16 protein-coding genes are annotated in these 20360 nt (G+C 73.6%); 11 read left to right on the top strand and 5 right to left on the bottom strand.

From position 1 onward, the window contains the following. Window positions 1–344: 344 nt before the first annotated feature. Window positions 345–1127: a sirohydrochlorin chelatase gene (locus ACFF45_RS30340; RefSeq protein WP_381349947.1), complete on the bottom strand. Its 783-nt coding sequence runs from the start codon at window positions 1125–1127 to the stop codon at window positions 345–347. Between the two features lie 219 nt (window positions 1128–1346). On the opposite strand from ACFF45_RS30340, the gene ACFF45_RS30345 reads away from it, so the two are divergent. Then, window positions 1347–2042, top strand: coding sequence for a SanA/YdcF family protein (locus tag ACFF45_RS30345; RefSeq protein ID WP_381349949.1), 696 nt, complete (start codon window positions 1347–1349; stop codon window positions 2040–2042). 186 nt (window positions 2043–2228) lie between these two features. Next, entirely contained in the window at window positions 2229–4436 is a 2208-nt protein-coding gene (locus ACFF45_RS30350; protein ID WP_381349950.1) for a molybdopterin oxidoreductase family protein, read from the top strand. Here ACFF45_RS30350 and ACFF45_RS30355 read toward each other — a convergent pair. After that, entirely contained in the window at window positions 4381–4881 is a 501-nt protein-coding gene (locus ACFF45_RS30355) for a gamma-glutamylcyclotransferase family protein (protein WP_381349951.1), read from the bottom strand. The genes ACFF45_RS30350 and ACFF45_RS30355 overlap by 56 nt on opposite strands. Window positions 4882–5249: 368 nt before the next feature. Here ACFF45_RS30355 and ACFF45_RS30360 point away from each other — a divergent pair, with 368 nt between their 5' ends. Both ACFF45_RS30360 and ACFF45_RS30365 read left to right on the top strand, forming a co-directional pair. After that, window positions 5250–5771 carry a hypothetical protein gene (locus tag ACFF45_RS30360; RefSeq protein ID WP_381349952.1) on the top strand — a complete coding sequence of 174 codons (522 nt, stop codon included), beginning with the start codon at window positions 5250–5252 and terminating at the stop codon, window positions 5769–5771. Window positions 5772–5885: 114 nt separating this feature from the next. Further along, window positions 5886–6515 carry a class F sortase gene (locus ACFF45_RS30365; RefSeq protein ID WP_381349953.1) on the top strand — a complete coding sequence of 210 codons (630 nt, stop codon included), beginning with the start codon at window positions 5886–5888 and terminating at the stop codon, window positions 6513–6515. 68 nt (window positions 6516–6583) lie between these two features. Here ACFF45_RS30365 and ACFF45_RS30370 read toward each other — a convergent pair whose 3' ends face one another. Next, on the bottom strand, window positions 6584–7036 hold the full coding sequence (locus tag ACFF45_RS30370; RefSeq protein ID WP_381349954.1) for a winged helix-turn-helix transcriptional regulator: 453 nt from the start codon (window positions 7034–7036) through the stop codon (window positions 6584–6586). Between the two features lie 106 nt (window positions 7037–7142). On the opposite strand from ACFF45_RS30370, the gene ACFF45_RS30375 reads away from it, so the two are divergent. From ACFF45_RS30375 to ACFF45_RS30405, 7 genes are all read left to right on the top strand, one after another. After that, a complete protein-coding gene (locus ACFF45_RS30375) occupies window positions 7143–8033 on the top strand; it encodes an NAD(P)-dependent oxidoreductase (RefSeq protein ID WP_381349955.1) in 891 nt (296 codons plus the stop codon). A gap of 325 nt (window positions 8034–8358) precedes the next feature. Further along, window positions 8359–9579 carry an NAD(P)/FAD-dependent oxidoreductase gene (locus ACFF45_RS30380; protein ID WP_381349957.1) on the top strand — a complete coding sequence of 407 codons (1221 nt, stop codon included), beginning with the start codon at window positions 8359–8361 and terminating at the stop codon, window positions 9577–9579. Continuing rightward, window positions 9579–12212 (top strand): nitrite reductase large subunit NirB, encoded by a 2634-nt coding sequence (gene nirB / locus ACFF45_RS30385; protein ID WP_381349958.1) that lies wholly within the window; start codon window positions 9579–9581, stop codon window positions 12210–12212. Before ACFF45_RS30380 ends, nirB begins: the two co-directional genes overlap by 1 nt. Next, complete coding sequence (gene nirD / locus ACFF45_RS30390; RefSeq protein WP_381349960.1) at window positions 12209–12559, top strand: nitrite reductase small subunit NirD; 351 nt, start codon at window positions 12209–12211, stop codon at window positions 12557–12559. Before nirB ends, nirD begins: the two co-directional genes overlap by 4 nt. A gap of 291 nt (window positions 12560–12850) precedes the next feature. Continuing rightward, window positions 12851–14011: an alkaline phosphatase PhoX gene (locus ACFF45_RS30395; RefSeq protein WP_381349961.1), complete on the top strand. Its 1161-nt coding sequence runs from the start codon at window positions 12851–12853 to the stop codon at window positions 14009–14011. 176 nt (window positions 14012–14187) lie between these two features. Further along, a complete protein-coding gene (locus tag ACFF45_RS30400; RefSeq protein ID WP_381349962.1) occupies window positions 14188–15132 on the top strand; it encodes an SMP-30/gluconolactonase/LRE family protein in 945 nt (314 codons plus the stop codon). 100 nt (window positions 15133–15232) lie between these two features. Further along, on the top strand, window positions 15233–15730 hold the full coding sequence (locus ACFF45_RS30405; protein ID WP_381349963.1) for an excalibur calcium-binding domain-containing protein: 498 nt from the start codon (window positions 15233–15235) through the stop codon (window positions 15728–15730). A 217-nt stretch (window positions 15731–15947) separates the two neighbouring features. Here ACFF45_RS30405 and ppdK read toward each other — a convergent pair whose 3' ends face one another. Next, a complete protein-coding gene (gene ppdK, locus ACFF45_RS30410; RefSeq protein ID WP_381349964.1) occupies window positions 15948–18695 on the bottom strand; it encodes a pyruvate, phosphate dikinase in 2748 nt (915 codons plus the stop codon). Window positions 18696–19076: 381 nt separating this feature from the next. Continuing rightward, a complete protein-coding gene (locus ACFF45_RS30415; protein WP_381349965.1) occupies window positions 19077–20285 on the bottom strand; it encodes an ROK family protein in 1209 nt (402 codons plus the stop codon). Window positions 20286–20360: the final 75 nt, after the last annotated feature.

The raw sequence follows: 20360 nt of genomic DNA on the forward strand, positions 1-20360 counted from the left end.
GCTGGTCGCGCAGTTCCCCGCGCCCCTGAGGGGGGTCGTCTGTGGCGGCGTTGAAGGTGAGCGCGAGTGGAGTGGGCCTGGTCGCGCAGTTCCCCGCGCCCCTGAGGGGGGTCCTCTGTGGCGGCGTTGAAGGTGAGCGCGAGTGGAGTGGGCCTGGTCGCGCAGTTCCCCGCGCCCCTGAGGGGGGTCCTCTGTGGCGGCGTTGAAGGTGAGCGCGAGTGGAGTGGGCCTGGTCGCGCGGTTCCCCGCGCCCCTGAAGGCGTGTCCTGGGTGGCGTCGTCTGTGCGCGTCGGGGATGGTCGGGCCGTTCCCCGTGCCGCTGAGGGCGTGTGCTTGGCGGTGTTTCAGGCCGAGGCCAGGAGGGGGTGGCTTGCCTGGGTGGTCGACCTTGTCTCGTCGTAACGGGTGAGGATGAGGCGGGCCATGAGGGGGTGGGCGCCCAGGGGGGCCGCCGCTGTGCCCGGGGCCGCCTGGGCGCACTCCGTGGAGAAGCGGCCGGGGGCCGTGAAGTACGAGGCCAGGGCTATGTCGTGGCGTCCCTCGGACCGCAGGACGCGGACCGCCTCGGGGACCGTGGGGGACGCGGCCGAGGCGTAGGCGGGGAGGACCGGGACGCCCAGGCGGGCGGCGAGCAGGGCGGCGGTACGGCCGGTGTCGAACGCGGCGTCGGGGTCGCGTGAGCCGGCCGCGGCGAGGACCACGCCGGCCGAGCGGCGCGCGGACTCCGTCGCGGGGGTGCGCCAGCCCGCCTCGGTCAGGCGGCGGTGCAGGGTCTCCACCAGCAGGCGGTGCGGGCCGAGGGGGGCCGCGATCCGGGTGCGGGCCCGGGCGGCGGCGGCCATCTCGGGGATGTCCTGCTTGACGTGGTAGCCCCGGCTGAGCAGCAGCGGTACGAGGATCGCCGTGTCGTCCCCGAGGGCCGCGAGGGTGTCGGGCAGCAGGGGTGCGTTCAGCTCGATGTGGCCCAGGTGCACCCGCAGGCCGGGGCGCAGCTCGCGGATCCGGTCGAGGAGGCCGTGGACCGTGGCGAGGGTGCGGGGGTCGCGGCTGCCGTGGGCCACCAGGACCAGCGCCGGGGGGCCGGGGCGGTGGCCGGACTCGTCGTGAAGCGGGAGCAACGCCGTCATGAACCCATCGTTGCGCGACGACGTTGCCGACCCGTTGCGCGGGCGTCACGGGTGTTTTCGTCAGGTTCACCGCGCGGTGCCGGCCGGGTGTGAGGTGCGGTGACCTGGAGTTTCGAGGACGGAAGTGACGGTGATCACGCAACCTGGGGGGCGTGCGGGGCGTCTCTCCCTGTCGAGACGATGTGTCGCCGACGTGTCGGAGCCGATCGGGAGGGCGTCATGAGGATCCGCCGACCGCGTCTGCCGCGCACCCGGACCGGGCGGCGGCGGCTGGTGCAGGCGCTGCTCGCGGGGTGCGTGCTCGCGCTGCTGCCGTCGACGTGGACGCACCTGTCCACCGACGGCCGGCTGCGCACGACGGCGGACGCGCCCCGCACCGACGTCGCGGTCGTCTTCGGCGCGGGCCTGTGGAACGGCGAGCCGTCGCCGTACCTCGCCCACCGCCTCGACGCGGCGGCCGCGTTGTACCGCGCCGGGCGGGTGCAGGTCGTGCTCGTCACCGGGGACAACAGCCGCGCCGACTACGACGAGCCGGACGCCATGCGGGCCTACCTCACCCGGCACGGCGTCCCGGACGCCCGGATCGTCGGCGACTACGCGGGCTTCGACACCTGGGACTCCTGCGTGCGGGCCCGGAAGATCTTCGGCGTCGAGGAGGCCGTGCTGATCAGCCAGGGCTTCCACATCCGGCGGGCGGTCGCGCTGTGCGAGGCGGCGGGGGTCACGTCGTACGGCGTGGGGGTGGACGAGCGGCACGACGCGACCTGGTACTTCGGGGGCGTCCGGGAGATCCTCGCGGCGGGCAAGGCCGCCCTGGACGCCGTCCGCCGGCCCGATCCGCGCTTCCTGGGGCCTCAAGAGCCGGGCGTGCGGCGCGCGCTGGCTGCGGACCGCGCGGGGGACGGGACCGGCTGAGTCCTGACCGGAAACGGCCGCTGAGCTGCGGCTCGCGCGTCGAGACGCCCCCGGCGGCGCCGGTGCCCGCCGAACCGGCGGGCACCGGGGCTCACGGCGGCCCGGCCCGGCCGGGGAGATCACCGTCGCGCCCGTGTAACAAAGAGCCGTCCCGGCACGTAACACGGCCGACGCACGCTGAAGTGCATGGAAACCTCCGCGACGCCCACGCACTGCCCGTACTGCGCCCTGCAGTGCGGGATGAATCTCACGCCCGCCCCGGACGGGACGGTGGAGGTGACCGAGCGCGCGGACTTCCCCGTGAACCGGGGCGCGCTGTGCGGCAAGGGCCGTACGGCGCCGGCGGTGCTGTCGTCGCGGGTGCGGCTGACCTCGCCGCTGGTGCGCACCGACGGCGTCCTGACGCCCGCGAGCTGGGACGAGGCCCTCGACCGGATCGCCGGGCGGCTGTCCTCGATCCGGTCGGCGCACGGGCCCGACGCGGTGGGCGTGTTCGGCGGCGGCGGGCTGACCAACGAGAAGGCGTACACGCTCGGCAAGTTCGCGCGGGTCGTGCTGGGCACCTCCCAGATCGACTACAACGGGCGCTTCTGCATGTCGTCGGCCGCCGCGGCCGGGACGAAGGCCTTCGGCCTGGACCGCGGGCTGCCCTTCCCGCTGGAGGACATCCCGAAGACCGGGTGCGTCGTCCTGGTCGGGTCCAACCTCGCGGAGACCATGCCGCCCGCGCTGCGCTACCTCACCGAGCTGAAGGACAACGGCGGCACCCTGATCGTCGTCGACCCGCGCCGGACCCGGACCGCCGAGCAGGCCGACCTGCACCTCGCGCCCCGGCCGGGCACGGACCTCGCGCTCGCGCTGGGGCTGCTGCACCTGGTCGTCGCCGAGGGGCGCACGGACGAGGAGTACATCCGCGAGCGTACGACCGGCTGGGAGGACGCGCGCGCCGCGGCGATGGCGCACTGGCCGGAGTACGTGGAGCGGATCACCGGTGTGTCGGTGCCGGAACTGCGGGAGGCGGTACGGCTGTTCTGCGAGCCGGAGGCCGCGATGGTGCTCACCGCGCGCGGGCCGGAGCAGCAGTCCAAGGGCACGGACACGGTGGGCGCGTGGATCAACCTGTGCCTGGCGACCGGCCGCGCCGGGCGCCCGCTGTCCGGGTACGGCTGCCTCACCGGGCAGGGCAACGGGCAGGGCGGGCGCGAACACGGCCAGAAGGCCGACCAGCTGCCCGGCTACCGCAAGCTGACCGACCCGGCGGCGCGGCGGCACGTGGCCGAGGTGTGGGGCGTCGAGCCGGACAGCCTGCCCGGGCCCGGCCGCAGCGCCTACGAGCTGCTGGACGCGCTCGGTACCGACATCCGGGCGCTGCTGCTGATGGGTTCCAACCCGGTGGTGTCCGCGCCGCGCGCCGCGCACGTGGAGGAGCGCGTCAAGGCGCTGGACTTCCTCGCCGTGTGCGACGTGGTGCTGTCGGAGACGGCGGAACTCGCGGACGTGGTGCTGCCGGTGACGCAGTGGGCGGAGGAGACCGGCACGACGACCAGCCTGGAGGGCCGGGTCCTGCTGCGGCGGCAGGCGATCAGCCCGCCGACCGGGGTCCGCAGCGACCTGGAGGTCATGCACGAACTGGCCGCCCGGCTCGGTGTGGAGAAGGGCTTCCCGACCGACCCCGAGGAGGTCTTCGAGGAGCTGCGCCGGGCGAGCGCGGGCGGGCCCGCCGACTACTCCGGGATCACCTACCGGCGGCTGGCGCGGGAGAACGGCGTGTTCTGGCCGTGCCCGGCACCGGCGGAGGGCGGCCCCGCCGCCGGCTCGGCCGGGGAGTCAGCACCTGCCGTGCCCTCCGCGGACGCCGCGCTCGGCGCAGGGGGTCCGGACGCCGCCGCGTCGGGCGGCACGGCCCCGGACGTGCACCCGGGCACCCCGCGCCTGTTCCTCGACCGGTTCGCCACCGAGGACGGCCGGGCCCGCTTCGCCCCCGTCTCGCACCGGGCCGTCGCCGAGGAGCCCGACGCCGAGTACCCGGTGCTGCTGACGACCGGGCGGGTCGTGGCGCAGTACCAGTCCGGCGCCCAGACCCGGCGCGTCGACGAGCTGAACGCCGCCGCGCCCGGCCCGTTCGTGGAGCTGCACCCCCGGCTGGCGGAGCGGCTGGGCGCGGCCGAGGGCGATCCGGTGGCGGTCGTGTCCCGGCGGGGCCGCGCGGTGGCACCGGCCCGGATCACCACGGCCATCCGCCCGGACACCGTCTTCATGCCGTTCCACTGGCCGGGCGAGGGCCGCGCCAACACCCTCACCAACCCGGCACTGGACCCCACGTCACGGATGCCGGAGTTCAAGGCGTGCGCGGTGCGCCTGGAGGCGGTGCAGCCCCAGGCGAGCCCGGCCTGAGCGGCCGGACACCTCCCGGGCCGCGCCGGGACCGGTCCCGGGCGGGCCAGTCCCCGCCCGGGATGATCCGGCCCCCCGCCCGCAGCCGGGCCTCGACGGCGGGCGCGGCCACGTACACCCAGGCCCGCAGCGTCGCCCCGTCGGTGTCCCGGACCACCTCGCGGCTGACCCGCTCGTAGAGGTTGCGGGCGTCGCCCGGGACGTACTCCTCCAGCCGGTCGAGGTCGGCGAGGAGTTCGCCGTACGCGTCCGGCAGGGGCGTGATCAGTGCGCCGGTCACCACGCCGCCGGGCTCCCGCACCGCGAACGGGTAGCCGGGGCCCTCGTAGAGCACCGCGCCCGCCAGGCGGGCCGGTGCCTCGGCCCGGGTGCGGCCGCGCAGCAGGGCGTCGTGGTAGCGCCCGCCCGGGCGGAGGGTGCCGTAGACGAAGAACGGAAGGGTCACGGACACGATTCTCCCCCCGCACACACCCCTCAGTGGGCTGAGGGCCCGCCCGCGCCGGCGGGACCGGCCGCTCCGGAACCTCTCCTGAGCGGCCGGTCCCGCTCGCGCGCTCACCCGTTCACACCTCCGCCCCGCACCCTTCGGCACTTTTCCTTCCGGTAGCCCCCGCAAGGCGCTGACCTGCTGAAACAGTGGTGAGAACGAGGGCTCGCGGCGCCCTTGGACACCCGTTCACCGCACATCTGACGGCTCTTCAGCGAGCGGGCTCGCCGCCGTGCGCTTTACCTCGGAGTGCAGGGGCGCGACCGACGGCGGCACATGGGGGTGTCGCGGGCCGTGGCCCGCCGAAGAGCTCATGAGGAGCATCGATGCGACGTACCTCCCGTCTGCTGATCGGTACCGCGCTCGCCGTCACCGGTGCGGGATCGCTCGCCGCACCCGCGTACGGCGCGGACGGCGGACGCCTGGCGGTGGTGCCGTCCACCGCCGTGCCGGGCGGCGACGTCACCGTGGACACCGCCGTCTGCGGGGACGGCGGCACGGCGGAGGGCGACGCCACCGCGGTGGGTGCCGGGCACTTCACGCTCGCGCCCGGCGCGCACGAGGGCCAGGCGACCGGGCGGTTCCGGGTGCCGTCCAGCGCCCAGCCGGGGACGTACGAGATCGTCGCGCGGTGCACCGGCGGCGGCCCCGAGGTCCGCGGCGACCTGGTGGTCGTCCTGGAGTCGGCCCGGGGGTACGTGCACCCCCGGGGAAGTGTGCGGACGGGGGTCGGCGGCGCCCTGGGCACCGACCCCGTGCAGACCGCGGCCGGCGTGGCGGCTCTCGCCGTCGCCGGCGCGGGCGGTACCTGGCTCCTGCATCGCCGGGCGAGAGGCGACGGGATCTGACGGACACCCTCCGCTGTCCGTCCGCCGGTACCGCACGTCCCCGCCCCCTCCGGGTCCGACGCCCCTCGTGGCCCGGAGGGGGAACGGGTGGAGCCGTCGAGCTGGGAGGCCGACATGGGCAGATTCGGCAGCACGGCCGATGCCGCGATAGCCGGCGTCACCCTCCTCGCCCTGTGCGCCGGCGTGTGGCTGCTGACCGACGCGCGGACGGCGCCCGCGCCACCGCAGCCGTCGGTGGCCGAGGCGCACACCGGGCCGGACCCGCGGCAGTCCGCGGCGCCCGGCCTGCCGCCGTCCCCGCCGGACCGGATCCGCATCCCCGCGATCGGCGTGGACGCCCCCCTGACGGGCCTGGGCCTGACCCGCACCGGCAGCCTCGACGTGCCGCCCGCCGGGCGGAAGAACCTCGCCGGCTGGTACGAGGCCGGCACCACGCCCGGTGAGACCGGCACCGCCATCGTCGCCGGGCACGTCGACAACTCCGAGGGCCCGGCCGTCTTCTTCCGCCTGGGCGCCCTGAGCCGGGGCAGCACCATCGAGGTGGACCGGCGGGACGGCAGCGTGGCCCGGTTCCGGGTGCACGCGGTCGAGGTGTACGACGCGCGGCACTTCCCCGACGAGAAGGTGTACGGCGCGGCGGCCCGGCCCGAGCTGCGGGTGATCACCTGCGGCGGCGGCTACTCGCGCGGCACCGGCTACCAGGGCAACGTCGTCGTCTTCGCGCACCTGACGGGGAGCGCCTGACCCCGCGGAGCGCCCGACCCCGCGGAGCACCTGACCCCGCGGAGCGCCCGACCCGGCGGATGCCCGGGTCAGCGGGCGGGCTCCGCCGGTGCGGCGGCCGCCGCGACAGAGGCCGCCGGTACGGGTGCCGCCGGTAGGGGTGCCGCCGCGACGGAGCCCGCCGGTACGGGCGCCGCGGGGCCCAGGGGGTGCCCGGCGAGGACGTTCGCCCTGCCCCAGTCCCCCAGCGGCTCCAGCGCCGCGTTCAGCGCCTCCCCGCGCTCCGTCAGCGAGTACACCACCCTCGGCGGCACCTCCTCGAACACCTCCCGGTGCACGATCCCGTCCGCCGCCATCTCCCGCAGCTGCGCGGCGAGCACCTTCTCCGTCACCCCGGGCAGCTCCCGGCGCAGCGCGCCGAAGCGGCGCGGCCGCACGTGCAGCTCCCACAGGATGAGCACCTTCCACTTCCCGCCGATCACGTCCATCGCCGCGTCGACGCCGCAGACGTACGACCCCGCCCTTCGTCGCCCCACGGTCATCTCCCGCCACCCCGTCTCTCCGCTGCCTGCACGCTTCCGTCGGGGTAACCACCCACTCGCAAGTACGTACTTGAGCAGGCCGCTCCCCTCCACAAGTCTGAACGCCATGACCGACAACGTCTCTTCCCCCACCCCCCTGACCCTGCTCGGCACCGGTGACATGGGCACCGCCCTCGCCCGCGCCTGGCTCGCCGCCGGCCACCCCGTCACCGTCTGGAACCGCACCCCCGCCCGCGCCGAACCACTCGCCGCCGAGGGCGCCGTCGTCGCGGCGAGCGCGGCCGAGGCGGTGGCCGCCGGCCGGCTGGTGATCGCCTGCCTGCTGGACGACGCCTCGGTCGGCGAGACCCTGGCCGACGCCGAGCTGTCCGGCCGCGATCTGGTCAACCTCACCACCGGCACACCGGGCGAGGGCCGCTCCCGCGCCGCCTGGGCCGAGGCGCGCGGCGCCCGCTTCCTGGACGCGGGCATCATGGCCGTACCGCCGATGATCGGCGACCCGGCGTCGGGGGCGTACGTGTTCTACAGCGGCTCGGCCGAGCTGTTCGAGGAGCACCAAACGACCCTCGCCGTCCCGGCCGCCACCCGCTACGTCGGCACGGACCCCGGGTTCGCCGCGCTGCACGACGTGGCCCTGCTCAGCGGGATGTACGGCATGTTCGCGGGCATCACGCACGCCTTCGCGCTGCTGCGCGGCGAGGACATCGCGCCCAAGGAGTTCGCGCCGCTGCTGGTGTCCTGGCTGAACGCGATGGCGCCGGCCGCGCTGGAGACCGCCGACAAGCTGGTCTCCGGCGACTACGCCAAGGACGTCGTCTCCAACCTCGCCATGCAGGTGGCCGGCAGCGCCACCCTGCTGCGCACCGCCGGGGAGCAGGGCGTCAGCACGGAGCTGCTCACGCCGTTCCTGCGCCTGATGGAGCGCCGCCTCGCCGCCGGGCACGGCGACGAGGACACGACGGGGCTCGTCGGGATGCTCACGGCCGCCACCGGCTGACGCCCGTCCCTCCACGCCCGCCACGGGACCCCGCGTCCGGCCGTCCGGCCGTCCTGTCACGCCAGACGCGGGTCCCCGCGTCCGGCCGTCCGGCCGTCCTGCCACGCCAGACGCGGGTCCCGGTCGTCACCATCCCCTGCCACCCCGGACGCGGGGCCCGGCCGTCCGGTCCCGGCCGTCCGGTCCCGCCGTCCGGTCCTCACACCACCCCCGCCCCGCGTGCCGGCAACCCTCACACCCACCCCCCGCCGCCGCTGAGGGCAGCGTTCCTCGCGGGAAACAGATGTGATGCGGTCGGTTAACACCCACCCCGCAGGCTCTTCACATGACCTCGAATGCGCGTGTGGTGGTGATCGGCTCCGGCCTGGCGGGCGTACGGCTCGCCCGGCGGCTCGGCGAGCTGGGCACGCCCGCGCTGCTCGTCGGCGAGGAGGAGCACCGCCCGTACAACCGGGTCCTGCTCGCCGAGGTGCTGGCCGGCCGGCTCCACCCGGACGTGATCGCCCTGCCCGGCCTGCCCGCCCCGGCGGAGCTGGTCCGCGCCCGGGTGACCGGGATCGACCGCGCCGCGCGGACCCTGAGCTGCGCGGACGGATCGGAGATCGCATACGGCACGCTGGTGCTGGCCACCGGCTCCAACCCGGTCCTGCCGCCGCTGCGCGGCCTGTTCGGCACCGACCACGTACTGCCGGAGGGCGTCCACGCCTTCCGCACCATGGACGACTGCCTGGACCTGTCGAAGGCGGTACGCCCCGGGGTGCGCGCGGTCGTCATCGGCGGCGGGCTCCTCGGGGTCTCCGCCGCCCGCGCGCTCGCCGTGCGCGGCGCCCAGGTCGTCCTCGCCCAGCAGTCCGAGCGGCTGATGGAGCGCCAGCTCGACCCGGCCGCGTCCCAGCTGGTCAAGCGCCATCTGACGGACCTCGGCGTCGAGGTGCACACCGAGTGCCGGGTCCGGGACGTACGGGTCGTCGCCGGCGCGGTCCGCTCGGTGGAGATGGCCGACGGATACGCCCTCGACGCCGACATCGTGGTCCTGGCCTGCGGCGTCCGCCCCCGCGCGGGGCTCGCCTCGGCGGCCGGGCTCGCGGTCCACAAGGGCGTCCTCGTCGACGACGAGCTGCGCACCTCCGACCCGCAGGTGTACGCGATCGGCGACTGCGCCCAGCACGACGGCACCCTGTACGGCCTCGCCGCCCCCGCGCTGGACCAGGCCGACACCCTCGCCGAGCTGCTGGCCGGCCGCCCCGGCGCCCGCTACACCGGCACCCGTTCCCTCACCCGCCTCACCCTGGCCGGCCGGGCCCCCTTCGACCTCGCCGCGTTCGGCGAGACCGAGGCCCGCCCCGGTGACGACGTCGTGCAGCTCACCGACGCCACCCGAGGCACGTACCGCAAGGTCGTCGTCCGCGACGACCGCCTGGTCGGCGGGGTCCTCGTCGGCGAACTCGGCACCGTCGGCGCGCTCGCCCGCGCCTGGGAGGGAGCAGAGCCGCTCCCCGACGACGGCCCCCTGCTCCACCTGCTCACCAATGATGGAGGCTCCTGATGTCCACGACCGCACCCGGTGGGGACCGCCCCACGATCGTGCTCGTCGGCCATGGCATGGTCGGCCAGCGCTTCCTCGAAGCGCTCGCCGAGCGCGGCCTGACCGCCACGCACCGCGTGGTCGTGCTCTGCGAGGAGCCGCGTCCCGCCTACGACCGCGTCCAGCTCACCTCGTACTTCGCGGGCAAGACCGCTGAGGACCTCTCCCTGACCGACCCGGGGTTCATCGACAAGCACGGCATCGACCTGCGCGTCGGCGACCCGGCGGAGACGGTCGACCGCGCGGCGCGCAAGGTCACCGCCCGCTCCGGCGAGGTCTTCGAGTACGACGTCCTGGTGCTGGCCACCGGCTCGTACCCGTTCGTCCCGCCGGTCCCCGGCAAGGACGCGGCCGGCTGTTTCGTCTACCGCACGATCGAGGACCTGCTCGCCATCGAGGAGTACGCCCGGACCAGGGCGACGACGGGCGCGGTGGTCGGCGGCGGCCTGCTCGGCCTGGAGGCCGCGGGAGCCCTCAAGGGCCTGGGCCTGTCCACCCACATCGTGGAGTTCGCCCCGCGCCTGATGCCGGTGCAGGTCGACGACGGCGGCGGCACGGCCCTGCTGCGCACCATCGAGGGCATGGGCCTGACGGTGCACACCGGCACCGGCACCCAGGAAATCATCATGGACGCCGAGGGCGCCGTGAGCGGCATGAAGCTGTCGGACGGCAGCGAGCTCGCGGTGGACATGGTGGTGTTCAGCGCCGGCGTGCGCCCCCGTGACCAGCTGGCCCGCGACTGCGGCCTGACGGTCGGCGAGCGCGGCGGCATCACCGTCGACGAGCAGTGCCGCACGGTCACCGACCCGCACGTGTTCGCCATCGGCGAGTGCGCGCTGGCGGCGGACGGCCGGGTCTACGGCCTGGTCGCCCCCGGCTACGAGCAGGCCGAGACGGTGGCCGCGACGATCGCCGCCGACGAGGCCGCGTTCACCGGCGCCGACCTGTCCACCAAGCTCAAGCTGCTCGGCGTGGACGTGGCCTCCTTCGGCGACGCGCACGGCACCGCCGAGGACTGCCTCGACGTCGTCTACTCCGACTCCCGCAGCGGCCTGTACAAGAAGCTGGTCATCGGCCGCGACGGCACCCTGCTCGGCGGCATCCTGGTCGGTGACGCGGAGGCGTACGGCACCCTGCGCGCCCTCACCGGTTCGGTCCCGCCGATCGCCCCCGAGTCGCTGGTGCTGCCGGCCGGTGCCAGTGGCGGCGCCCAGCTCGGCCCGTCCGCGCTGCCCGACGACGCGGTGGTCTGCTCCTGCCACAACGTCACCAAGGGCACCATCCGCGGCGCGGTCACCGAGCACCAGTGCACCACCGTCCCCGAGGTCAAGAAGTGCACCAAGGCCGGCACCGGCTGCGGCTCCTGCGTCAAGGTCCTCGGCCAGCTGGTCACCGCCGAGCTGGAGGCGAGCGGCGTCGAGGTCGACAAGGGCCTGTGCGGCTGCTTCGGGCAGACCCGCGAGGAGCTGTACGAGATCGTCCTGGCCCTGGGCATCACGTCGTACCAGGAGCTGCTGGACCGGCACGGCCGGGACGGCGCCCGGGGCGGCGAGGGCTGCGACACCTGCAAGCCGGCCGTCGCCTCGATCATCGCCTCCCTCGCCCCGGCCATCGGCGCGAACGGCTACGTCCTGGACGGTGAGCAGGCCTCCCTCCAGGACACCAACGACCACTTCCTCGCCAACCTCCAGCGCAACGGCTCGTACTCCGTCGTCCCTCGCATCCCCGGCGGTGAGATCGCCCCGGAGAAACTCATCGTGATCGGCGAGATCGCCCGCGACTTCGGCCTCTACACGAAGATCACCGGCGGCCAGCGGATCGACATGTTCGGCGCGCGGGTCGAGCAGCTGCCGCTGATCTGGGCCCGCCTGGTGGACGCCGGCTTCGAGTCCGGCCACGCGTACGGCAAGTCCCTGCGCACCGTGAAGTCCTGCGTGGGCCAGACCTGGTGCCGCTACGGCGTCCAGGACTCCGTCCGGATGGCGATCGACCTGGAGCTGCGCTACCGGGGCCTGCGCTCGCCGCACAAGCTCAAGTCGGCCGTCTCCGGCTGCGCCCGGGAGTGCGCGGAGGCCCAGTCGAAGGACTTCGGCGTGATCGCCACCTCCAACGGCTGGAACCTGTACGTCGGCGGCAACGGCGGCGCCACCCCCCGCCACGCCGACCTGCTGGCGCAGGACCTGTCGGACGCCGAACTGGTCCGCCTGATCGACCGCTTCCTGATGTTCTACATCCGCACGGCGGACCGTCTGGAGCGCACGTCGACCTGGCTGGAGCGCATCCCCGGCGGCCTGGACCACGTGCGGGACGTGGTCGTGCACGACTCGCTGGGCATCTGCGACGAACTGGAGTCGCTGATGAAGGCGCACGTGGCGCACTACCGCGACGAGTGGGCGGAAACGATCAACGACCCCGAGAAGCTCGCCCGTTTCGTCTCCTTCGTGAACGCCCCCGACACCCCCGACCCGGTGGTCGGGTTCGTCCCCGAACGCGACCAGATCAAGCCCGACCTGCCGCTGCTGTCGATCGGCAGGCGCCCCTCGGAAGACGTGGAAGACGTGGAAGACGTCCTGGAAGGAATGGCCCAGCGATGACCCTGACCCTCGAGACGACCGCCCTCAAGGTCCAACTGCACCTGACCGACAGCTGGTTCACGGTGTGCGACCTGCACCAGCTGATCCCCGGCCGCGGCGTGGCGGCCCTGCTGCCGGACGGCAGCCAGGTGGCCGTCTTCCGCGACCGCAGGGACCGGGTGTACGCCATCGACAACCGCGATCCGTTCACCGGCGCGGCGGTGCTCTCCCGCGGCCTCACCGGCACCGACCAGGGCCGCCCCTTCGTCGCCTCGCCCCTGCTCAAGCAGCGCTTCGACCTGCTCTCCGGCCAGTGCCTGGACGACGAGACGGTCAGCGTGACGGCGTACGAGGTCCGCACGGCGTGACGGCGTACGTCCGCACGGCGTGACGGCGCCTGTGACGCACGAGGCGTGCGTGACCTGACGGCGCTGACGCGACTCACGAGGCCCGCGCGATCCGACGGTACCGCTGCGTCTTACGAGGTCCGTGCGTCGTGACGGCACGGAGTGGCGCGCGCTCGGCCCCTGGCGGCCGAGGCGCCGCCCACCCGTCATGGGCCGTCCACGGCCCGTCCACCCCGCTCCCTTAGCGTCCCTGACCGCATGACCTCGCCGTCGACCGGCGGCGGGGCGGTCACGCCACCTCTTGGAGTGAGAGTGGAACGTCGTAGCCTCCTGCGTGCAGCCGTCCTCGGCGGTACGACCGCAGCCCTCGGTGGAAGCCTGTGGCGCGGCGCCGCGTACGCGGCCCCCGCGCAGCCTGGCACGGGCCCCTACGGGGCACTCGGTTCCCCCGACGCCAACGGCATCAGACTCCCCAGCGGCTTCACCAGCCGGGTCATCGCCCGCTCCGGGCAGACGGTCCCCGGCACCTCGTACACCTGGCACAACGCCCCCGACGGCGGTGCCTGCTACGCCGACGGCACCGGCTGGATCTACGTGTCCAACTCGGAGATCAACCCGGGCGGCGGCGTGAGCGCGGTGAAGTTCTCGTCCACCGGCGCGATCACCGGCGCGTACCGCATCCTGTCCAACACCCGCACCAACTGCGCGGGCGGCAAGACCCCGTGGAACACCTGGCTGTCCTGCGAGGAGGTGTCCCTCGGCTACGTCTACGAGACCGACCCGTGGGGCGTGAACGCGGCGGTCCGCCGGGACGCGATGGGCCGCTTCAAGCACGAGGCGGCGGCCGCCGACCCGGTCCGCAGGGTGATCTACCTGACCGAGGACGAGACCAACGGCCGCTTCTACCGCTTCATCCCCACCACCTGGGGCAACCTCTCCTCCGGCACCCTCCAGGTCATGGTCGCCGGCAGCGGCACCTCCGGTTCGTTCAGCTGGGCCGACATCCCCGACCCGGACGGCTCCCCGACCACCACCCGCACCCAGGTCTCCGGCTCCAAGTCCTTCAACGGCGGCGAGGGCTGCTACTACGCGAACGACACGGTCTGGTTCACCACCAAGGGCGACAACCGCGTCTGGCAGCTCAACCTCACCAACAACACCTACGAGCTGGCGTACGACGACTCCCTCGTCTCCTCCGGCACCGCCCCCCTCACCGGTGTGGACAACATCACCGGCTCCTCCTCCGGCGACCTGTTCGTCGCCGAGGACGGGGGCAACATGGAGATCTGCGTGATCACGCCGAGCGACGTGATAGCCCCCTTCCTGCGCATCGACGGCCAGTCCGGCTCGGAGATCACGGGACCGGCGTTCTCCCCCGACGGCCGGCGCCTGTACTTCTCCAGCCAGCGCGGTACGAGCGGCAGCTCCACCGGCGGCATCACCTACGAGGTGACGGGCCCCTTCCGGGTGTGATGCCCGCCCGGGTCCCGGTTTGAGATGTCGGTGGGACACGAGGACGCTGGAGGCGGCGACCCGCGTCGCTGTCGAGTTCCTGTCAGGTCGGCCGAGCCGGTCGAGCCCGCCGGGAACGCGGAGTTCCATCGAGTCCCACCGGCCTTTCATGCCCCACCTTCCCGGAGGCACGAACCATGACCCGGAACCACCCCCAGCCGTCCCGGCGCGCCGTGCTCGGCGGCGCGGCCGCCGCCCTGACCGCGACCGCCGGAACCGGCACGGCCCGGGCCACCACGGCCCGGGCCACCTGGCCGACCGAGTTCCCGCTCCCCGACGGCTTCCTCCCCGAGGGCATCACGATCGGCGGCGGGCCGTACGCCTACATGGGCTCCCGCGCCGACGGCGCGATCCTCCGCACGGACCTGCGCACGGGCGCGTACGAGACCGTCCGCGCCGGCACGCCGGGCACGGCCTCGATCGGCCTGAAACTGGACCGCGACGGACTGCTGTACGTGGCCGGGGGCGGCGGCGGCACCGCGCGGGTGCTCGACGCGCGCGGCGGCGCGCTGCTGCGGACGTACCAGCTGACCGCGCCCTCCGGCCAGTTCGTCAACGACGTCGTCCTGACCGGCGACCGCGCCTGGTTCACCGACTCCCGCGCGGCGGTCCTGCACGGCGTCCCGCGCGGCGGCGACGGCGCGGTCCGCGCCCTGCCCCTGACGGGCGACTGGATCCAGACGCCCGGCGTCAACAACGCCAACGGCATCGTGGCGACGCCGGACGGCCGGGGCCTGATCGTCGTGCGCAGCACGCCGGGCGAGCTGTACCGGGTGTCCCCGCGCACCGGGACCGCCGCCCGGATCACCCTCCGGGGCGCCGACTCGGTACTGAACGGCGACGGCCTGGTCCGCATCGGCCACACCCTGTACGTGGTCCAGAACCGCCTGAACCTGATCAGCGTCTGGACCCTCGCCCGCGACCTGCGCACGGCCACCCTGACCCGCACGATCACCGACCCCCGCTTCGACGTCCCCTCCACCGCGGCCCGCTACGGCCACCGCCTGTACCTGGTCAACGCGCGCTTCACCAGCCCCCAGACACCGGAGACGACGTTCAACGGGGTGGCGGTCCCGCTCTGACCAGCGCACACACAAAGATCACAGAATGACCACATCCCCCGCGGGTCACGTGGGCCCGGTATTACGTTCATCCCCTCACGTAACGCCTCTGGGGGACGAGATGACCCACCCGTACACGCCACCGCCGCCGCCCGCCGTTCGCCCCGCTCCCCGGTGGGCCCGCAAACGGTACGCGCTCCCCGCGCTCGCGCTGGCCTTCTTCCTCGGCATCGGGGCCGGCGCGAGCGACGGCGAAGAGCGGCGGACGACCGACGCCCGGCCGGCCGCCGCCCGGCCCGTCCCGACCGAGACGGTGACCGCGACGGCGACGGTGACGCGGGCCCCGCGAGCGGAACCGACGCCCACGGTGACCGTCACCAGGACGGTCACCGCCACCAGGACGGTCACCGCCGAACCGCCGGCCGGCTCCGACTACGACTACGACTCCGGCTCCGGCTCCGGCTCCGGCTCCGGCTCCGGCGGCTCGTCGGACGCCGACGTCTACTACGCCAACTGCAGCGAGGCCCGCGCGGCCGGCGCCGCCCCCATCCTGCGCGGTGAGCCCGGCTACGCCTCCCACCTGGACCGCGACGACGACGGGGTCGCCTGCGACGCCTGAGCCGCCGCCACGAGGAGCCCCGGCGGGCCCGCCGCGGTGCCGCGTCCGTGCGGGTCACCGCGTGGACCGGGAGGGCGGCCCCGGGCGAACGGAGAAGGGCGGCACCCCCGCACGGGGTGCCGCCCTTCGGCCGGGCCTGGTGACAGGCCATCGTGAGCCGGAACCGCCGCCGGATCGTGGTGGTCGGGGATCAAACGGCGGTTCCGGGGTTCTGGGGTCAGCGGTGGTCGCTGCCCGCCGACTGCGAGGCCGCCCGGCCCGCCTCCAGCCGCGCCACCGGAATCCGGAACGGCGAGCAGGAGACGTAGTCCAGCCCCACCTCGTGGAAGAAGTGGACGGACTCCGGGTCACCGCCGTGTTCGCCGCAGACGCCGAGCTTGAGGTCGGGACGGGTGGCGCGGCCGGCCTTGGCGGCGGCGGCGACCAGCGAGCCCACGCCGTCCTTGTCGATCGTCTCGAAGGGCGACACGCCGAAGATGCCCCTCTCCAGGTACGCGGTGAAGAACGAGGCCTCCACGTCGTCCCGGCTGAAGCCCCACACCGTCTGCGTCAGGTCGTTGGTGCCGAAGGAGAAGAACTCCGCGGCCTCCGCGATCTGGCCGGCGGTCAGCGCGGCGCGCGGCAGCTCGATCATGGTGCCGATCGCCAGCTTGAGCGACGTACCGGTCGCCGCCTCGACCTCCGCGACCACCGTGTCGGCCTCCTCGCGGACGATCTCCAGCTCCTGGACCGTGCCCACCAGCGGGATCATGATCTCGGCGCGCGGGTCGCCCTTCGCGGCCTTGCGCTCGGCCGCGGCCTCGGCGATCGCCCGTACCTGCATGGTGAACAGGCCGGGGATGACCAGGCCGAGGCGCACGCCGCGCAGGCCGAGCATCGGGTTCTGCTCGTGCAGGCGGTGGACCGCCTGGAGCAGGCGCAGCTCGTTCTCGTGCGGCTCCTGCCGGGACTCGGCCAGGGCCACCCGGACCGACAGCTCGGTGATGTCGGGGAGGAACTCGTGCAGCGGCGGGTCCAGGAGGCGGATCGTCACCGGGAGGCCGTCCATCGCCTCGAACAGCTCGACGAAGTCCCGCTTCTGCAAGGGGAGGAGTTCCTTCAGGGACTCCTCGCGCTCCGCCTCCGTGTCCGCCAGGATCAGGCGCTCGACCAGCTCACGCCGGTCGCCGAGGAACATGTGCTCGGTGCGGCACAGGCCGATGCCCTGGGCGCCGAAGCGGCGGGCGCGCAGCGCGTCCTCGGCGTTGTCCGCGTTGGCCCGCACCCGCAGCCGGCGCTTGCGGTCGGCGAACGCCATGATGCGGTGGACCGCCTCGACCAGCTCGTCGGCGTCGTCGGCACCCGCGTGCATACGGCCCTCGAAGTACTCCACGACCGGGGACGGGACCACCGGCACCTCGCCGAGGTACACCTTGCCCGAGGAGCCGTCGATGGAGATGACGTCGCCCTCCTCCACCACCTGGCCGCCCGGCACCGTCATCCGGCGGCGCTTGGTGTCGACCTCCAGCTCCTCCGCGCCGCAGACACAGGTCTTGCCCATGCCACGGGCGACCACGGCCGCGTGGGAGGTCTTGCCGCCGCGCGAGGTGAGGATGCCCTCGGCCGCGATCATGCCGTCCAGGTCGTCGGGGTTGGTCTCGCGGCGGATCAGGATGACCTTCTCCCCCGAGCGGGACCACTTCACCGCGGTGTACGAGTCGAAGACCGCCTTGCCGACCGCCGCGCCGGGCGAGGCCGCGATGCCCCGGCCGACCTGCGCCACCTTGGCGCTCTCGTCGAAGCGGGGGAACATCAGCTGGGCGAGCTGGGCGCCGGTCACCCGCTGGAGCGCCTCGGCCTCGTCGATCAGGCCCTGGTCCACCAGCTGGGTCGCGATGCGGAAGGCGGCACCCGCGGTGCGCTTGCCGACGCGGGTCTGGAGCATCCACAACTGGCCGCGCTCGATCGTGAACTCGATGTCGCAGAGGTCCTTGTAGTGGTTCTCCAGCGTCTCCATGATCTGCATCAGCTGGTCGTACGACTTCTTGTCGATCCGCTCCAGCTCCGCGAGCGGGACGGTGTTGCGGATGCCCGCCACCACGTCCTCGCCCTGGGCGTTCTGGAGGTAGTCGCCGTAGACGCCCTGGTGGCCGGAGGCGGGGTCGCGGGTGAAGGCGACGCCGGTGCCGGAGTCGGGGCCGAGGTTGCCGAAGACCATCGAGCAGACGTTGACGGCCGTGCCCAGGTCGTGCGGGATGCGCTCCTGGCGGCGGTAGAGCTTGGCCCGGTCGCCGTTCCACGAGTCGAAGACCGCCTTGATGGCGAGGTCCATCTGCTCGCGCGGGTCCTGCGGGAAGTCCCGGCCCGCCTCCTTCTTGACGATCTTCTTGAAGGCGGTGACGAGCTTCTTCAGGTCGGCGGCCTCCAGCTCGGTGTCGACCGCGGCCTTCTTGGCCTCCTTCGCCTTCTCCAGCGCCTCCTCGAAGAGGTCGCCGTCGACGCCGAGGACGGTCTTGCCGAACATCTGGATGAGGCGGCGGTAGGAGTCCCAGGCGAACCGCTCGTCACCGGCCTGCTTGGCCAGGCCCTGCACGGACTTGTCGGACAGGCCGATGTTGAGGACGGTGTCCATCATGCCGGGCATGGAGAACTTGGCACCCGAGCGGACCGACACGAGGAGGGGGTCGTCGGCCTGACCGAGCTTCTTGCCCATCTTCTGCTCCAGCGCGTCGAGGTGCGCACTCACCTCGTCACGCAGTGCCACCGGCTCCTCGCCGCTGTCGAGGTAGACCTTGCAGGCCTCGGTGGTGATGGTGAAGCCAGGGGGGACCGGAAGGCCCAGGTTGGTCATCTCGGCGAGGTTCGCGCCCTTGCCGCCGAGGAGGTCCTTGAGGTCCTTGTTGCCCTCGGTGAAGTCGTAGACGAACTTCACGCCCTCAACGCTGCTGCCGGATTCGGCTACCTGGGGATCTTTGTTTTCCGACACGGGTCTCGACTCCTCGAGGACGCGGTGGCTGCCCTGACGGCCAGGAACATACCCAGATCGAAGGCGCCTGGGTACGTCTACTTGCGCGTCATACGCCTGTAACCACTCGTCCGCCACCGGATCAAAAGTCAAAGCTTGGTAAGCTGTGACGGCCGAATGTTTTCATTTCTTGAACGCAAGCTCCCTCAGATACGGGATGTTGCGCTCATGTGAGCGGCCTCCAGCACGCTTGTTTTCGATCGATGAACGATCAAACGGTGGCACTCAGTGCCACCCCTTGGAGAAGTGCAGTCGCCCACGATCCGCTCATCTGAGCGTAGCCCTTATCAAGGGTGGCGAGAATCACGCTGCCACAGGCGGCGGCATTTCACCATGCGGACGTCACACGCCCAGCGCCCGCAGCCGCTCCTCCACCCGGTCCGGCGCGTACAGGTGCTCCACCACCAGCGCACCCGCCCCTACCAGTCCCGCCCGCTCCTCCAGCCGCGAGGTCACCACCTCCAGCCGGGCCGTGGAGCGCGGCAGCGCCCGCTGGTACAGCAGTTCGCGCACACCCGTCAGGAAGGGGGTCCCGGCCAGATCTCCGGCGATCATCAGCACCCCGGGGTTCAGCAGCGTCACGACCGTCGCCAGCACCTCGCCGACCCGGCGCCCGGCCTCCCGCGCCAGCCCCACCGCCTGGGGGTGCCCGGCCGCCAGCAGCCCCCGCACGTCCGAACCGGACGCCGCCGGCACACCGGCCTCGGCCAGCCGCCGGGCCACGGCACCGCCGCTGGCGACGGCGGCCAGACACCCGTACGCGCCGCACCGGCACAGCGCGTCGGCGCCCTCCGGCACCCGGATGTGGCCGAGGTCCCCGGCGCCGCCGTCCACGCCCCGGTAGAGCGAGCCGTCGACGACCACCCCCGCGCCTATGCCGGTGGAGACCTTGACCAGGACGAACGCCGAGCAGCGGGGGTGGCTCGTGCGCTGCTCGCCGTAGGCCATGAGGTTCGCGTCGTTGTCGACGAGGACCGGGACGGGCCCGGCGCCGGTGTGCTCGGTGAACGCCCGGCCCAGCCGGCCGCGTATGTCGTAGCCGTCCCAGCCCGGCATGATCGGGGGCTGGACGACCCGGCCGGTGCCGGTGTCGACCGGGCCGGGGACGGCGAGGCCGATGCCGCAGACCTCGGCGGCGCCGCGGCCGGCCTGCCGCAGCAACCGGGCGAACCACCGCCCCAGTTCGCCGAGCACCTGCTCCGGGCCGTCCTCGACGACCAGCGTGCCGCCGTGCTCGGCGAGCACGTCACCGGTCAGCGAGAGCACGGCCACGCGGGCGTGGCGCGTGTCCAGGTCGGCGGCGAGGACGACCGCGTGCGCGTCGTCGAACTCCAGGGTGATGGAGGGGCGGCCGCCGAGCGGGGAGTCCACCGGGCCGCCGGCCCCCTCGCGCAGCCAGCCCGCACGGAACAGGCGGTCCAGGCGCTGGCCGACGGTGGCCCGGGACAGGCCGGTGACCTGCTGGAGGGCGCCCCGGGTGGTGGCGCGGCCGGTGCGCACGAGTGCGAGCAGCTCCCCCGCGCTGGCCTGGGTCGTGGAACGTCCGGACATGCGCACCCCCTTGTGTTTCCCCACCCTGCATTACATAGTGGGTTTTGCGTGTTAAATAGACGTAACTCTACGGTA

It is taken from the genome of Streptomyces cinereospinus (genome assembly GCF_042430725.1).
Taxonomy (GTDB): Bacteria; Actinomycetota; Actinomycetes; order Streptomycetales; family Streptomycetaceae; genus Streptomyces; species Streptomyces cinereospinus.

What these genes read in the sequence shown, in the direction of transcription:
- ACFF45_RS30350 (WP_381349950.1), top strand. Translation starts at nt 2,229, where the DNA reads ATGGAAACCTCCGCGACGCCCACGCACTGCCCGTACTGCGCCCTGCAG.
- ACFF45_RS30380 (WP_381349957.1), top strand. Translation starts at nt 8,359, where the DNA reads ATGACCTCGAATGCGCGTGTGGTGGTGATCGGCTCCGGCCTGGCGGGC.
- ACFF45_RS30360 (WP_381349952.1), top strand. Translation starts at nt 5,250, where the DNA reads ATGCGACGTACCTCCCGTCTGCTGATCGGTACCGCGCTCGCCGTCACC.
- ACFF45_RS30405 (WP_381349963.1), top strand. Translation starts at nt 15,233, where the DNA reads ATGACCCACCCGTACACGCCACCGCCGCCGCCCGCCGTTCGCCCCGCT.
- ACFF45_RS30345 (WP_381349949.1), top strand. Translation starts at nt 1,347, where the DNA reads ATGAGGATCCGCCGACCGCGTCTGCCGCGCACCCGGACCGGGCGGCGG.
- nirD (WP_381349960.1), top strand. Translation starts at nt 12,209, where the DNA reads ATGACCCTGACCCTCGAGACGACCGCCCTCAAGGTCCAACTGCACCTG.
- ACFF45_RS30365 (WP_381349953.1), top strand. Translation starts at nt 5,886, where the DNA reads ATGGGCAGATTCGGCAGCACGGCCGATGCCGCGATAGCCGGCGTCACC.
- nirB (WP_381349958.1), top strand. Translation starts at nt 9,579, where the DNA reads ATGTCCACGACCGCACCCGGTGGGGACCGCCCCACGATCGTGCTCGTC.
- ACFF45_RS30340 (WP_381349947.1), bottom strand. Translation starts at nt 1,127, where the DNA reads ATGACGGCGTTGCTCCCGCTTCACGACGAGTCCGGCCACCGCCCCGGC.
- ACFF45_RS30375 (WP_381349955.1), top strand. Translation starts at nt 7,143, where the DNA reads ATGACCGACAACGTCTCTTCCCCCACCCCCCTGACCCTGCTCGGCACC.
- ACFF45_RS30415 (WP_381349965.1), bottom strand. Translation starts at nt 20,285, where the DNA reads ATGTCCGGACGTTCCACGACCCAGGCCAGCGCGGGGGAGCTGCTCGCA.
- ACFF45_RS30370 (WP_381349954.1), bottom strand. Translation starts at nt 7,036, where the DNA reads ATGACCGTGGGGCGACGAAGGGCGGGGTCGTACGTCTGCGGCGTCGAC.
- ACFF45_RS30400 (WP_381349962.1), top strand. Translation starts at nt 14,188, where the DNA reads ATGACCCGGAACCACCCCCAGCCGTCCCGGCGCGCCGTGCTCGGCGGC.